Below are 12,742 nucleotides of genomic sequence, written 5' to 3' on the forward strand. Positions count from 1 at the left end.
TTGGCCCATATAAACCACGGGGCTTTGCACCTTGCACCCGGCTGTCACCGCGCTTAGGTTCTGGCCAAATTCTCAAGGCCCATTTGCGGCCCAATACCCATCGAAAAGGACGACCCCCATGGAAGGCATCCAGCAATTTGTGCCGCTGATCCTGATCTTCGCGATCATGTATTTTCTGCTCATCCGCCCACAGCAGAAGAAGGCGAAGGAACATCAGGCAATGGTTGCCGGTCTGCGCCGGGGCGATCAGGTCGTCACCCAAGGCGGGATCATCGGTAAGGTGGTTAAGGTCAAAGAAGACGGCGAAGTCGAAGTCGAAATCGCTGAAGGCGTGAAAATCCGGGTGGTGCAGGCCACCATCGCGACCGTCGTTTCCAAAACCGAACCGGCGAAATAAACCCTACCCCGAGGCCGCAACCCAAAGGCGGAACTATGCTACAGATTGATCTGTGGAAGCGGATTGTCATTGTCCTGACCTGTTTGGCAGGGCTTTGGCTCGCGCTTCCCAATGCCTTTTACGCTCCTGTTGAAAAGCACAATGACGCGGTTGCGGCCATCGACGTGCAGGGCAGCACGCCTGAGTTGGAAGCGCAGCGCGCGCTTTGGCCCGAATGGATGCCCTCGGGGCTGGTGAACCTTGGCCTTGACCTGCGCGGCGGTGCGCATCTGCTGGCCGAAGTGCAACTGGCCGATGTCTATGCCTCGCGTATGGAAGCACAATGGCCCGAGGTTCGTGACGCTCTGCGCAGCCTGACCCCGGTCCGGCGCGAAGAAGCGCCAGCGGGTGAATTGCGGGTCCGTCTGAACGATCCGTCGAAAATGGCCGAGGCGCTGCAAATCACCCGTGATCTGGCCCGCCCCGTCACCACCGTGACTGGCGCAGGCGGCAGCGACATCAACGTAAGCGGGGCCAATGGCACCATCACCATCACCCTGTCGGATGCCGAAAAACAGGCGACCGACGAACGCACCATGCAGCAGAGCCTCGAAATCGTGCGCCGCCGCATTGACGAGGTTGGTACACGCGAACCAACGATCCAGCGTCAGGGTGCAGACCGCATTCTGATCCAAGTGCCGGGCATTGGCTCGGCGGCTGAGTTGAAAGCCATCATCGGCACCACGGCGCAGCTGACCTTCAACCCAGTGGTTAACCGTGGCTCCAATGAAGCCGACAACCCCGGCATCGGCAACGCGATCCTGCCTGCGGCGGATGAAGAGGGGGTCTTTTACACCATTGAGACCGCTCCCGTCGTCACCGGCGAACAACTCGTCGACGCGCAGCCAAGCTTTGACCAGAACGGGGCACCTGCCGTGTCGTTCCGCTTTGACACCTCCGGCGCGCGCAAGTTCGGTGATTACACGGCCGAGAACATCGGCTCGCCCTTTGCCATCGTGCTCGACAACGAAGTCATCAGCGCGCCCACCATCCAAAGCCATATTCCCGGCGGCTCAGGCATCATCACCGGGCGTTTCTCGGTTGAGGAAAGCACCAACCTTGCGGTGCTGCTGCGGGCAGGTGCCTTGCCTGCGGGGCTGAGCTTTGTCGAAGAGCGCACCATCGGGCCGGAACTGGGCCAAGACAGCATCGACGCGGGCAAGATCGCCACGATGGTGGCCTTTACCGCCGTGCTTTTCTTCATGTGGGCGTCCTATGGGCTCTTCGGGTTCTTCGCCAATATCGCGCTGATCATCAACGTCGGGCTGATCTTTGGCCTGCTAAGCCTCATCGGCGCCACGCTGACCCTGCCGGGCATTGCGGGGATCGTGCTGACGGTCGGCATGGCGGTCGACGCCAATGTGCTGATTTTCGAGCGTATCCGCGAAGAGCAGCGCAACGCCAAAGGGGCCGCGCGGGCGATCTCGCTGGGCTATGAGCGCGCGCTGAGCGCCATTCTGGATGCCAACATCACCACTTTCATCGTGGCGGTCATCCTCTTTGCCCTAGGCTCTGGCCCGGTGCGCGGCTTTGCCGTGACGCTTGGTCTTGGCATCGTCACATCGGTATTCACCGCCTATTTCGTCACCCGTTTGCTGGTGGTGATCTGGTTTGAACGCCGCCGTCCCAAGACAATCGAGGTTTGACATGCGACTGAAGCTGGTACCCGACAACACGAACTTCGATTTCTTTGGCTATGCCAAGATCACCTTTGGCGCTTCCGTGGTGGCGATGATCCTGTCGCTGATCGCTTGGGGCGTGATGGGGCTGAACTTTGGCATCGACTTCCGCGGCGGCACGACCCTGCGGACCGAAAGCTCTGAGGCCATCGACGTGGGCGCCTACCGTGATGCCCTCGGCCCTCTGGAACTGGGCGACGTGACGATTTCCGAGGTCTTTGACCCCGGTTTCGGCGCGGACCGCCATGTGGCGATGATCCGCGTTCAGGCCCAAGAGGGCCAAGAAGCGGCGACCACCGACACCATCGAAACCATCGAAGCGGCGCTGCAAAGCGTGTCTCCGGACATCAAATTCACCTCTGTCGAATCCGTCGGGCCCAAGGTCTCGGGCGAATTGATCCAGACGGCGTTCCTTGCCGTCGGCGGGGCGCTGGCGGCGATCCTGATCTACATCTGGTTGCGGTTCGAATGGCAGTTTTCGGTGGGCGCGGTGGTGGCGCTGTTCCATGACGTTGTGCTGACCATCGGCCTGTTCTCGATCCTGCAAATCCGTTTCGACCTGCCGGTGGTGGCCGCGATCCTGACGATCATTGGCTATTCGATCAACGACACCGTGGTGATCTTTGACCGCCTGCGGGAGAACCTGCGCAAATATAAGAAGCGCCCTCTGCGTGAGGTGATGAACCTATCCGTCAATGAAACGCTGAGCCGGACGCTGATGACATCGGGCACCACGTTGCTTGCGCTGATCGCGCTGCTGATCTTGGGCGGCGATGTGATCCGGGCCTTTGTTTTTGCGATTACATGGGGCGTGATCGTCGGCACCTATTCCTCGGTCTATGTAGCCAAGAACGTGGTGCTCTACCTTGGCGTGAAACGCGACTGGTCCAAGCCTGACGCGGGCGCGGGCACGCAATTCGCCAATATTGATGCCTGACCTGCTGGCGCAGGCCATGGCCACCCCCGGGGTGGCTTGGCTTGCGCTGGCCGTGATCGTGGCGGGGCTGGTTCGCGGCTTTGCGGGGTTTGGTTCTGCCATGATTATCATGCCGGCGGCGGCCTCTGTGCTCTCTCCGGTCGAAGCGATCCTGTTCATGACCGCTGCCGAGTTGATCGGCCCCCTGCCAAACCTCCCCGATGCCCTGCGCGAAGGTGCCCCCCGTGAAGTGGGGCGGTTGTTGCTGGGGGTGTTGATCGGGATGCCGCTGGGGCTCTGGGGGCTATCGCTCATGTCGCCCGAGGGATTCGGCTGGATTGTCTCCGGCGTGGTTCTGGGGCTTCTGGTGCTGCTGCTTGCGGGCTGGCGCTATCACGGACCACTGGGTGCGAAGCTGGTGACGGCCACCGGCGCTCTGGGCGGCTTTATGACCGGTTTCGCGGGCATCGCCGGGCCGCCGGTGATCCTGCTCTATATGGCTAGCCGGCGGCCCGCTGCGGTCATCCGCGCCAATTTCCTGCTTTATCTTCTCGGGCTGGACCTGATGCTCTTTGTGATGCTGGCAGCGACGGGGCAGGTGGTCTGGCCGGTGCTGATGCTGGGCCTCTTGGCCGGGGTGCCGAATGTCATCGCCAATATCATCGGGGCGCAGCTATTTGATCCGGGCCGAGAGCGGCTTTTTCGCGCGGTGGCCTATATCGTCATCGCCGCATCGGCTATCCTTGGGCTGCCGCTGTGGAATATCTGAGCCTGAGAGGGACATGACATGCGATTGAACGAAATCACCTATACCGACGCCAAACCGATTGATGGCTATGGCCCCGGCTTTTTCCGCATTGGCGGAGAGGTCGTGCAAGGCCCGCAGGTGATCGGCCCCGAAGGCATCACCGGCTGGGGCGGTCTGGCTGATCCCGCGCCAGTGCTGGCACTGGCGGGCAAGGTCGATGTGGTCTTCCTCGGCACCGGGCCGGAGGTGGCGCATATACCCGACGACCTGCGTGAGACCTTGGAAGAGGCTGGTCTGGGGGTCGAGGTGATGTCTTCTCCCGCCGCTTGCCGCACCTACAATATTTTGCTGAGCGAGGGGCGGCGCATCGCGCTAGCCCTTTTGCCGGTCTAAGCGCGGAGCGGCGCGGCCAGTGAAAGTGAGCGATCTCAGCGTGGCACGCGGCGGGGTGCCGGTGCTTTCGGGCGTATCCTTTGCTCTGGAGGCGGGGGAGGCCTTGGTGCTGCGCGGCCCGAACGGGGCCGGAAAGACGACGCTGCTGCGCTGCATCGCCGGGCTGCAAGCGCCGCTCACGGGGCAGATCGAAGGGGCGGAGGACCGTGTCGCCTATGGCGCCCATGCGGATGGGCTGAAATCCATGCTGACCGTGCGCGAGAACCTGAGCTTTTGGGCGCAGGTCTTTGGAAATGTTGATATTGCGCAGGCGCTTGATGGTTATGCGCTGCGGCCGCTTGCAGATCGTTTGGCAGGGACGCTCTCTGCCGGGCAAAAGCGGCGACTGGGGCTGGCGCGGCTGTTGGTGACCGGGCGGCCGATCTGGGTGCTGGATGAGCCGACGGTTTCGCTCGATGCGGATGCTGTCGCGCTCTTCGGCAGCGCCCTGCGTGGGCATCTGACGGCGGGGGGATCGGCGCTGATGGCTACGCATATTGATCTGGGGGTCGATGCCCGCGTGCTTGATATCAGCGCCTACCGCGCGGCCCCCGATGCCTATCTCGGCGCCAGCGACGCGGCGTTTTTATGAAGGCGCTGTTGCTACGGGATCTGCGCTTGGCGCTGCGGGCAGGCGGGGGCTTTGGCCTTGGGTTGGCGTTTTTCCTGATCGTGACCATGCTGGTGCCCTTCAGCGTCGGGCCGGAGGCCGCGCTGCTTAAGGCGATTGCCCCCGGTGTGCTTTGGCTCGGGGCGCTGTTGGCCTGCCTATTGTCGCTCGACCGTCTGCTGGCGCTCGACCTTGAAGACGGCTCTCTCGAACTGCTGCTCACCGCACCTTTGCCCCTCGAAGGGGCGCTGGCGATCAAGGCTTTGGCGCATTGGCTGACCACGGGTCTGCCGCTGGTGCTGGCGGCGCCTTTCCTTGGGGTGATGCTGCAACTCGCGGCACCCGGTCATCTGTGGCTGCTGGCGTCGCTTGCTCTTGGCACCCCGGCGCTGTCGGTTATCGGCATGTTCGGCGCGGCGCTGACGGTGGGGATCAAACGCGGCGGCTTGCTGCTGTCCCTGCTGGTGCTGCCGCTCTATATCCCGACGCTGATCTTCGGGGCCGAGGTTGCGCGGCGTGGGGCGGCGGGCTTGGATGCAAGCACCCCGCTTTTGATGCTGGCGGGGCTGACGCTGGCCGTTGTGGCCTTGATGCCATTTGCCGCAGCGGCGGTGCTTCGGATGGGGTTGCGATGACCCCAAGAAATCGTGCATTGAGCACCACCCACCCGCGCGATAGGTAAACCGCATGTCCCTTTGGCAATACGCAAACCCGGTCAAATTCCTTGCGCTATCAGAGCGTGTGCAACCTGTGCTTTGGGCGCTGGCGGCTGTTTTTGTAAGCGTCGGACTGCTTTGGGGGTTCTTCGGCACGCCCGATGACGTGCGGCAAGGCAGCACGGTCAAGATCATCTATTTGCACGTGCCTGCCGCCCTGATGGCGATCAACGCGTGGTTCATGATGCTGGTCGCCTCGCTGATCTGGCTGATCCGTCGGCACCACGTCAGCGCGCTGGCGGCCAAGGCCGCGGCCCCCGTGGGGCTGGTCATGACGTTAATCGCGCTGGTGACGGGTGCGATCTGGGGCCAACCGATGTGGGGCACTTGGTGGGCGTGGGATCCGCGGCTGACGTCGTTCCTGATCCTGTTCCTGTTCTATCTGGGCTATATCGCGCTGTGGCAGGCGGTCGAAGACCCGGATACCGCCGCCGATCTCACTTCGGTGCTCTGCCTCGTTGGCTCAGTCTTCGCGGTGTTATCGCGCTATGCGGTGCAGTTCTGGAACCAAGGGCTGCATCAAGGCACCTCGATCCCCGTGGCCACCGGAAACCGCAGCGTAGCGGATGTGTTTTTCTACCCATTGGTGCTGGCGATGATCGGCTTTGGCCTGCTGTTTCTGGCGCTGGTCGTTTACCGGACGGGCACCGAAATTCGCCTGCGCCGCACGGCGGCGCTGCGGGCGCGGATGAACAGGGGGGCGTGATGCCGGAACTTGGAAAATATGCGGCCGAGGTGCTCTCGGCCTATGGCGTGTCGCTGCTGCTGTTGGCCGCATTGGTGGGGCTGACCCTGCTGCGAGGCCGGGCGGCACGCCGCGCTTTGGAAGAAACCGAAGCGGAGGCCGGACGCCGTGGCTAAACTCTCTCCCATGATGATCGCCCCGCCGCTGATTTTCGCGGCCTTCGTGGCACTGGCGGCGGTCGGCATGTACCGCGATGACCCCGAGGGGTTGCCCTCTACGCTGGTCGGGCAACAGGCACCCGCGATGCCTGAGGCGGCGCTGCCGGGCTATCCGCAGGCGACGGACGACATGCTGCGGGGGGGAGAGGTCAGCCTCGTGAACTTCTGGGCAAGCTGGTGCCCGCCCTGCCGTGCTGAGCACCCCAAGCTGCTGGAAATGCAGGCCGAGGGGATGAACATCATCGGTGTGAACTTCAAAGATACCGAGAAGAACGCCACTGCCTATCTGGAAGACGAAAAAAGCCCCTTTGCCGGGGTTGGTTTCGACCCTCAAGGGCGAGTGGCGATTGATTGGGGCGTGACCGCCCCGCCTGAGACTTTCATCGTTGGCGGGGACGGCACGGTGCTGTTCCGCTTTGCCGGGCCGCTGGTCGGCAGCGACTACGAACAGCGGTTTCTCCCGGCACTACAAGACGCGCTTAGCCGCTGATCTTGCCTGCGAATTCGACCAGACGTTTGGCTTGGAAGGCGACGGATTTCTTGCCGGTTTCATCCAGCGGGCCGGGTTCGCAGGAATAGCCGTAGGGGTTGCCGCCGTCTTCGAACTTCACCCCATCGGCATAGCCCGGCGGCACGATGATTGCGCCCCAGTGCATGGCGGTGACATAGATCGATTGGATCGTGGTTTCTTGGCCCCCGTGCGGGTTCTGCGCAGAGGTGGTCGCGGTTACTGCCTTATTGGTAAGCGCACCTGATTGCCACTGTGGCCCCAGCGTGTCGATGAAGGCGCGGAACTGGCTGGCGGCGACGCCAAAACGCGTCGGGGCAGAGATGAAATACCCATCGGCCCATTCCATGTCTTCGGGCTTGGCCTCGGGGATGTCCTTCATCTTCTCCAATTGTTCACGCCATGCATCCTGTCCATCGACAACGGCCTGTGGGGCGGTTTCCGCGCAGCGGCGTAGACGCACCTCTGCGCCAGCCTCGTCGGCGGCGCGGGCGGCCTCTTGGGCGATAGCGTGGTTGGTGCCGTAGGTGGAATAAAAGAGAACGGTGATTTTCGGGCTCATTATGCGTCCTTCCGCTTGGAGTGGTTCAGGATCAACGAACTCGATCGTTTTGTGTTCCTCAGCTTAGGTTCAGGCGTGCTCTGCATAGAAAAGGGAGCGGCCCATTACAGGCCGCTCCCCCAATCTTAACCGCGATGCGGTGTCCGGCGCTTAGGCCGATTTCGCCAAGTTGCGCAGCACGTAGTGCAGCACGCCGCCGTGTTCGATGTATTCGATCTCAATCGCGGTATCGATGCGGCACTTCAGCGTGATCTCTTTGGTGCTGCCATCGGCCATTGTGATCGTGCAAGGCACTTCCTGCAGCGGCTTGATCGTGTCCAACCCGCTGATCGACACGGTTTCTTCGCCGGTCAGGCCCAGCGATTTGCGGGTGTCGCCGCCGGTGAACTCAAACGGGATGACGCCCATGCCAACGAGGTTGGAGCGGTGGATGCGCTCAAAGCTCTCGGCGATCACGGCTTTCACGCCCAGCAGGGCAGTGCCTTTGGCAGCCCAGTCACGCGAAGAACCCGCGCCGTACTGTTCACCACCGAAGATCACCAGCGGCGTGCCGTTCTCCTGATGCGCCATGGCGGCATCAAAGATCGAGGTCTGCTGACCATCGGGGCCCTTGGTGTAACCGCCCTCAACGCCGTCCAGCATCTCGTTCTTGATGCGGATGTTGGCGAAGGTGCCGCGCATCATGACCTCGTGGTTACCGCGACGCGAACCGTAGGAGTTGAACTCCCGCACCGGCACCTGACGCTCTGTCAGGTACTGACCCGCAGGGGTGGTTTCCTTAAAGGAACCGGCAGGCGAGATGTGGTCGGTGGTGATCATGTCACCCAGCACCGCCAGCACTTTCGCGCCGTCGATGTTTGAGATCACGCCCGGCTCTGGCGACATGCCTTGGAAGTAGGGCGGGTTTTGCACGTAGGTCGAGGTTGGCGGCCAGTCGTAGGTCTTGCTGTCCGTGGTTTCGACCGACTGCCACTTTTCGTCGCCTTTGAAGACATCGGCGTATTTCTCTTGGAAGGCTTCGCGCGTCACGGTCTGTTCGACCAGTTCAGCGACTTCCTGCGTCGAGGGCCAGATGTCTCTGAGGTAGACGTCGTTGCCGTTCTTGTCCTGACCCAGCGGGCTGTTTGTCAGGTCGTGGTTCATGTCACCCACCAGCGCATAGGCCACCACGAGGGGCGGGGAGGCGAGGTAGTTGGCGCGCACGTCGGGGCTGATGCGGCCTTCGAAGTTACGGTTGCCCGAGAGGACCGAGGTGCCGATCAGATCGTAGTCGTTGATCGCCTTGCTGATTGGCGCTTCCAGCGGGCCGGAGTTGCCGATGCAGGTGGTGCAGCCGTAGCCCACGAGGTTGAAGCCGATCGCATCTAGGTCTTCTTGCAGGCCAGCGGCCTCAAGATAATGCGACACGACCTGCGAGCCTGGGGCCAGCGATGTCTTGACCCAAGGCTTGCGGGTCAGGCCCAATTCACGCGCTTTGCGTGCCACGAGGCCCGCGCCGATCATGACATAGGGGTTCGAGGTGTTGGTGCAGGACGTGATCGAGGCGATCACGATGGAGCCGTCATGCAGCTGGTAGTTGCCATCTTCAGTGGCGACATAGCCGCGGTTGTGGTGGCCTTCGTCACCGGGGATGTCGCGCGGCTCGGGCTGGCCGCCTTCGCCTTCCCAACGGATTTCCGAGTTCGCGGAGGTGTCTTTGCCTTCGCGGATGCCTTTGACGTATTCGCCAAATGCGGTGTGCGCACTGTCGAGGGCGATGTAATCCTGCGGGCGTTTCGGGCCGGAGATCGCAGGCACGATGGTGCCCATGTCGAGCGACAGCGTGTCGGTGTAGACCGGTGCATAATCCGCATCGCGCCACATGCCGTTCTCTTGGGCATAAGCTTTGACCAGCGCAACACGATCCTTGTCGCGGCCTGTGTTGGTCAGGTAACGCAGGGTCTCATCGTCGATTGGGAAGAACCCACAGGTGGCACCGTATTCGGGGGCCATGTTGGCGATGGTTGCCCGGTCCGCCAGCGGCAGGTGATCCAGACCTTCGCCGTAGAATTCGACGAATTTGCTCACCACGCCTTTTTCGCGCAGCATTTCCACGACTTTCAACACGAGGTCGGTGCCGGTGGTGCCTTCCATCATGCGGCCTGTCAGCTCAAAGCCGATGACTTCGGGGATCAACATAGAGATCGGCTGCCCCAGCATCGCGGCTTCGGCTTCGATCCCGCCAACGCCCCAACCCAGAACGGCAGCGCCGTTGACCATGGTGGTGTGGCTGTCGGTGCCGACGAGCGTGTCGGGGTAGGCGACTTCCTCGCCGTTTTGGTCTTTGTCGGTCCAAACGGTCTGGCTGAGATACTCAAGGTTCACTTGGTGGCAGATGCCGGTACCGGGGGGCACAACGCGGAAGTTGTTAAACGCCTTTTGGCCCCACTTGAGGAATGTGTAACGCTCGATGTTGCGCTCATATTCGCGGTCGACGTTCATCTGGAAGGCGCGCGGGTTGCCGAATTCGTCGATCATGACCGAGTGGTCGATGACCAGATCAACGGGGTTCAGTGGATTGATTTTGTCGGCGTCGCCGCCAAGCGCCACCAGACCATCGCGCATCGCGGCAAGGTCAACGACCGCCGGCACGCCAGTGAAGTCCTGCATCAGCACGCGGGCAGGGCGGTAAGCGATTTCACGCGGGTTCTTGCCGCCTTTGGTCGCCCATTCGGCAAATGCCTTGATGTCGTCCACGGTGACGGTCTTGCCGTCCTCGAAACGCAGCATGTTTTCCAGAACGACTTTCAGCGCCGCTGGCAATTTGGAGAAATCGCCCAAGCCCGCAGCCTCGGCAGCAGGAATGGAATAGTAGGCGATGTTCTGGCTGCCAACGGAGAGGGTCTTGCGTGTCTTGGCACTATCGTGACCGACTTGGATTGTCATGGCGGGCTCCCTTCGGGGTCTGATGGGTGGCTAGATTGACGTCTCAATGCCACTAGAGGCGCGGCGGTTCAACTGTTATCAAGCGGGTTCGGACAATTTTGTATACCATTGTGTACCGAATTTGAAGGGGGAGGCCTATTGGTAATGTGATGAGGGCGCTAACGGGCGTTTCAACAAAGGTTGATTAGCGTTTTACGATGGCGAAGGATAAACCTTGGCCATCACCTCGAATTTTTTATCCGTCTGGAATTTTATGAAGCCGCTGATTTATCCCGTTCTCGCCGCGCTGTCGCTGCTGGCCGCTCCTTTGCAGGCTCAGCAGGATCAGCCTGTGGTCGTTGAACTCTTTACCTCTCAGGGCTGTTCATCCTGTCCTGCTGCCGATGCAATGCTGGCCGAAATTGCGGGGCGCGACGATATTATCGCGCTGGCGCTGCATGTGGATTATTGGGATTACATTGGCTGGAAAGACCCGTTTGGCGACGCATTGCATGCCGAGCGACAGCGCGGGTATGCCGCCGTGGGGCGGCGGCGCAGCATTTTCACGCCTGAACTGATCGTGCAGGGGCAGACCGATATCGTCGGTGCCAAGCCGATGAAATTGATGGATGCGGTCGAAAAACATGCAGAGGTTGCGCCCAGCATTGCGTTGAACATTGAGCATTCCGGCGATGCTGTACAGATCAAGGCGGAGCCCTTGGCCCAGCCCTCTGGCCTGATGCAAGTTCACATGCTGCGCTATTCGCCAATGGAACGGACCAAGGTCACCCGAGGCGAGAATGCAGGCCATGTCATGGAACACAGCAACGTTGTTCAAGGTTGGCAGGTTTTGGCCAAATGGGACGGCTCGACACCGCTATCACTCACGGCAAAAGCCGAGGGCGATTTACCTGTTGTGGTGATCATCCAGCAGCAAGAACCGGGCGGTCCGGGGGCGATTCTAGCGGCAGCACGCAGCAGATAGGGCCGAAGCGCGGCTCAATTTTTGCGTTACTTTTCGTGAGGTCGCCAGCGGCGGTGAACCCAAAACCACTGTTCGGGCGTTTTGGTGATCTGCGCGGTCAGACTGTCGTTCAGCGCCTGCGTCATGGTCATCGGATCGCTATGTGGCACGGGCGCCTCTAGCACCACGTCAAAGCTTACCCCGTCGTCTTGGCGAATGCCGTAAAAGGGGATCAACAGCGCGTCATAGCGCAACGCCAGCTCCGCGGCAGAAACCGCGGTGCGGGCGGGTTTGCCGATGAAATCTAGGATCGGCGCGTGGATGACATGCTGGTCAAACAGCAGCACCAGCCGACCACCCTGTTTCAGATGCCGCACAAAACCTGCCGTGCCGCGCCGCCCCTGCGGAAACACCGGCCCGCCGAAGGCTTCGAGTGTCTTGACGTAATGGGCGTTGAAATAAGGGTTCTTCATCTCTCGATAAAGCCCGCCGATGTCATAGCCCCGCGCCACGAGGGACGCCCGAGCCGCTTCGTAATTGCCGTAATGCCCTGTCACAAGGATCACCGGCTGGCCGGTGTGATTGGCCTCTTCCAGCGCTGCCATGCCCGGGCCACGTGGCTCGGCCTCGGCCATGCGTTTGGGGAAGTCATCGGCCGAGTAGTTTTCGATAAAGGATCGGCCGAGGTTGTTGAGGCAGCGCGTCGCGATTTCCTCGCGACGGGCAAGGGGCATTTCGGGCCAGACATGCTCAAGGTTATTGAGCGCGCGACGACGGTAGCCTGCAAGCGGTGCCAAGATATGCTGCACCAAGCTGCCGACAAAGCTGAGCCGAGTCTTATAAGGCAGAGCTAAAGCGGTGCGAATAATTCCCACGATCAGCAGATTGCTTAGGTAGTGCCGCGCGCGGCGACCAAAGGAATAGGGACGCTTTTTCTTTTGTTTGGGTTGGTCTGACATGTGCTCTGACAGGCTGTTAAACTTTTCCTGACATAGCCTGAGCAGGCTTGCGCAACAAGCCATGGCATGGGCGTAGGCCGGGGTCAGCCGGTGCGACCCGTGCAACAAGGCACAAGCACCGGCCAGCAAAGGCCGGATCAGACAGTGTGAAGCAGGCGCAAAAGGCCAGAGCCTTAGGCGGTGGCGTCCGGCACGCAGGTGCCACTGCTGATGTCGAGTTTCATTCCCTCGGCGCAGGTCATGACCTGTTTGTCATGGACGCAGCCCGATGCAAGGGCGAGGGAGGGGGCCGAAAGCGCCATGAGGGCGCCGAGTGTCAGTGCGAGTTTCATGTCGTTTGCTCCTTTGACAGGCGCAGACAGGATACACCCGTCTGCGCCAATCTCAAAGCGTTACGATTCTCAG

General features: G+C 61.4%; 15 protein-coding genes. 11 read left to right on the top strand and 4 right to left on the bottom strand.

Annotation, left to right across the window (positions count from 1 at the left end; genetic code table 11):
* Positions 1-118: 118 nt before the first annotated feature.
* The 10 genes from yajC to ACSQ16_RS08950 are packed head-to-tail and all read left to right on the top strand — an operon-like array spanning position 119 to position 6,930.
* On the top strand, positions 119-397 hold the full coding sequence (gene yajC, locus ACSQ16_RS08905) for a preprotein translocase subunit YajC (RefSeq protein ID WP_093925832.1): 279 nt from the start codon (positions 119-121) through the stop codon (positions 395-397).
* Positions 398-432: 35 nt separating this feature from the next.
* A complete protein-coding gene (secD, locus tag ACSQ16_RS08910) occupies positions 433-2,082 on the top strand; it encodes a protein translocase subunit SecD (RefSeq protein WP_243260895.1) in 1,650 nt (549 codons plus the stop codon).
* Between the two features lies 1 nt (position 2,083).
* On the top strand, positions 2,084-3,052 hold the full coding sequence (gene secF, locus ACSQ16_RS08915; RefSeq protein ID WP_067627537.1) for a protein translocase subunit SecF: 969 nt from the start codon (positions 2,084-2,086) through the stop codon (positions 3,050-3,052).
* Complete coding sequence (locus ACSQ16_RS08920) at positions 3,045-3,800, top strand: sulfite exporter TauE/SafE family protein (protein WP_243260894.1); 756 nt, start codon at positions 3,045-3,047, stop codon at positions 3,798-3,800. Before secF ends, ACSQ16_RS08920 begins: the two co-directional genes overlap by 8 nt.
* A gap of 18 nt (positions 3,801-3,818) precedes the next feature.
* A complete protein-coding gene (locus ACSQ16_RS08925) occupies positions 3,819-4,172 on the top strand; it encodes an Mth938-like domain-containing protein (RefSeq protein WP_243260893.1) in 354 nt (117 codons plus the stop codon).
* A gap of 19 nt (positions 4,173-4,191) precedes the next feature.
* Positions 4,192-4,803: a heme ABC exporter ATP-binding protein CcmA gene (gene ccmA, locus ACSQ16_RS08930; protein ID WP_243260892.1), complete on the top strand. Its 612-nt coding sequence runs from the start codon at positions 4,192-4,194 to the stop codon at positions 4,801-4,803.
* Complete coding sequence (ccmB, locus tag ACSQ16_RS08935) at positions 4,800-5,456, top strand: heme exporter protein CcmB (protein WP_243260891.1); 657 nt, start codon at positions 4,800-4,802, stop codon at positions 5,454-5,456. The genes ccmA and ccmB overlap by 4 nt, the downstream gene beginning before the upstream one ends.
* A 52-nt stretch (positions 5,457-5,508) precedes the next feature.
* Positions 5,509-6,243: a heme ABC transporter permease gene (locus ACSQ16_RS08940; RefSeq protein ID WP_243260890.1), complete on the top strand. Its 735-nt coding sequence runs from the start codon at positions 5,509-5,511 to the stop codon at positions 6,241-6,243.
* On the top strand, positions 6,243-6,398 hold the full coding sequence (ccmD, locus tag ACSQ16_RS08945) for a heme exporter protein CcmD (RefSeq protein WP_243260889.1): 156 nt from the start codon (positions 6,243-6,245) through the stop codon (positions 6,396-6,398). The genes ACSQ16_RS08940 and ccmD overlap by 1 nt, the downstream gene beginning before the upstream one ends.
* Positions 6,399-6,411: 13 nt before the next feature.
* Positions 6,412-6,930: a DsbE family thiol:disulfide interchange protein gene (locus tag ACSQ16_RS08950; protein WP_167360215.1), complete on the top strand. Its 519-nt coding sequence runs from the start codon at positions 6,412-6,414 to the stop codon at positions 6,928-6,930.
* On the opposite strand, the gene ACSQ16_RS08955 is transcribed toward ACSQ16_RS08950, so the two are convergent.
* Positions 6,920-7,510, bottom strand: a complete 591-nt coding sequence (locus ACSQ16_RS08955) for an NAD(P)H-dependent oxidoreductase (protein WP_243260888.1) — start codon at positions 7,508-7,510, stop codon at positions 6,920-6,922. The genes ACSQ16_RS08950 and ACSQ16_RS08955 overlap by 11 nt on opposite strands.
* A 150-nt stretch (positions 7,511-7,660) precedes the next feature.
* Positions 7,661-10,435 (bottom strand): aconitate hydratase AcnA, encoded by a 2,775-nt coding sequence (gene acnA, locus ACSQ16_RS08960; RefSeq protein WP_243260887.1) that lies wholly within the window; start codon positions 10,433-10,435, stop codon positions 7,661-7,663.
* Positions 10,436-10,688: 253 nt separating this feature from the next.
* Between acnA and ACSQ16_RS08965 the strand changes: the two genes are divergently transcribed.
* Positions 10,689-11,399 carry a DUF1223 domain-containing protein gene (locus tag ACSQ16_RS08965; RefSeq protein ID WP_243260886.1) on the top strand — a complete coding sequence of 237 codons (711 nt, stop codon included), beginning with the start codon at positions 10,689-10,691 and terminating at the stop codon, positions 11,397-11,399.
* Between the two features lie 26 nt (positions 11,400-11,425).
* Here ACSQ16_RS08965 and ACSQ16_RS08970 read toward each other — a convergent pair whose 3' ends face one another.
* Together ACSQ16_RS08970 and ACSQ16_RS08975 are read right to left on the bottom strand one after the other, a co-directional pair.
* Positions 11,426-12,337, bottom strand: a complete 912-nt coding sequence (locus tag ACSQ16_RS08970; protein ID WP_243260885.1) for a lysophospholipid acyltransferase family protein — start codon at positions 12,335-12,337, stop codon at positions 11,426-11,428.
* Between the two features lie 173 nt (positions 12,338-12,510).
* Entirely contained in the window at positions 12,511-12,669 is a 159-nt protein-coding gene (locus ACSQ16_RS08975) for a hypothetical protein (RefSeq protein WP_243260884.1), read from the bottom strand.
* Positions 12,670-12,742 lie beyond the last annotated feature (73 nt).

It is taken from the genome of Sulfitobacter sp. SH24, from assembly GCF_965641895.1.
In the GTDB taxonomy this organism is placed as follows: Bacteria; Pseudomonadota; Alphaproteobacteria; order Rhodobacterales; family Rhodobacteraceae; genus Sulfitobacter; species Sulfitobacter dubius.

Coding starts and splice junctions, on each gene's coding strand:
- ccmD (WP_243260889.1), top strand. CDS start 6,243: ATGCCGGAACTTGGAAAATATGCGGCCGAGGTGCTCTCGGCCTATGGC.
- ACSQ16_RS08965 (WP_243260886.1), top strand. CDS start 10,689: ATGAAGCCGCTGATTTATCCCGTTCTCGCCGCGCTGTCGCTGCTGGCC.
- ACSQ16_RS08955 (WP_243260888.1), bottom strand. CDS start 7,510: ATGAGCCCGAAAATCACCGTTCTCTTTTATTCCACCTACGGCACCAAC.
- ccmB (WP_243260891.1), top strand. CDS start 4,800: ATGAAGGCGCTGTTGCTACGGGATCTGCGCTTGGCGCTGCGGGCAGGC.
- ACSQ16_RS08925 (WP_243260893.1), top strand. CDS start 3,819: ATGCGATTGAACGAAATCACCTATACCGACGCCAAACCGATTGATGGC.
- secD (WP_243260895.1), top strand. CDS start 433: ATGCTACAGATTGATCTGTGGAAGCGGATTGTCATTGTCCTGACCTGT.
- ACSQ16_RS08940 (WP_243260890.1), top strand. CDS start 5,509: ATGTCCCTTTGGCAATACGCAAACCCGGTCAAATTCCTTGCGCTATCA.
- ACSQ16_RS08920 (WP_243260894.1), top strand. CDS start 3,045: ATGCCTGACCTGCTGGCGCAGGCCATGGCCACCCCCGGGGTGGCTTGG.
- yajC (WP_093925832.1), top strand. CDS start 119: ATGGAAGGCATCCAGCAATTTGTGCCGCTGATCCTGATCTTCGCGATC.
- ACSQ16_RS08970 (WP_243260885.1), bottom strand. CDS start 12,337: ATGTCAGACCAACCCAAACAAAAGAAAAAGCGTCCCTATTCCTTTGGT.
- acnA (WP_243260887.1), bottom strand. CDS start 10,435: ATGACAATCCAAGTCGGTCACGATAGTGCCAAGACACGCAAGACCCTC.
- ACSQ16_RS08950 (WP_167360215.1), top strand. CDS start 6,412: ATGATCGCCCCGCCGCTGATTTTCGCGGCCTTCGTGGCACTGGCGGCG.
- ACSQ16_RS08975 (WP_243260884.1), bottom strand. CDS start 12,669: ATGAAACTCGCACTGACACTCGGCGCCCTCATGGCGCTTTCGGCCCCC.
- secF (WP_067627537.1), top strand. CDS start 2,084: ATGCGACTGAAGCTGGTACCCGACAACACGAACTTCGATTTCTTTGGC.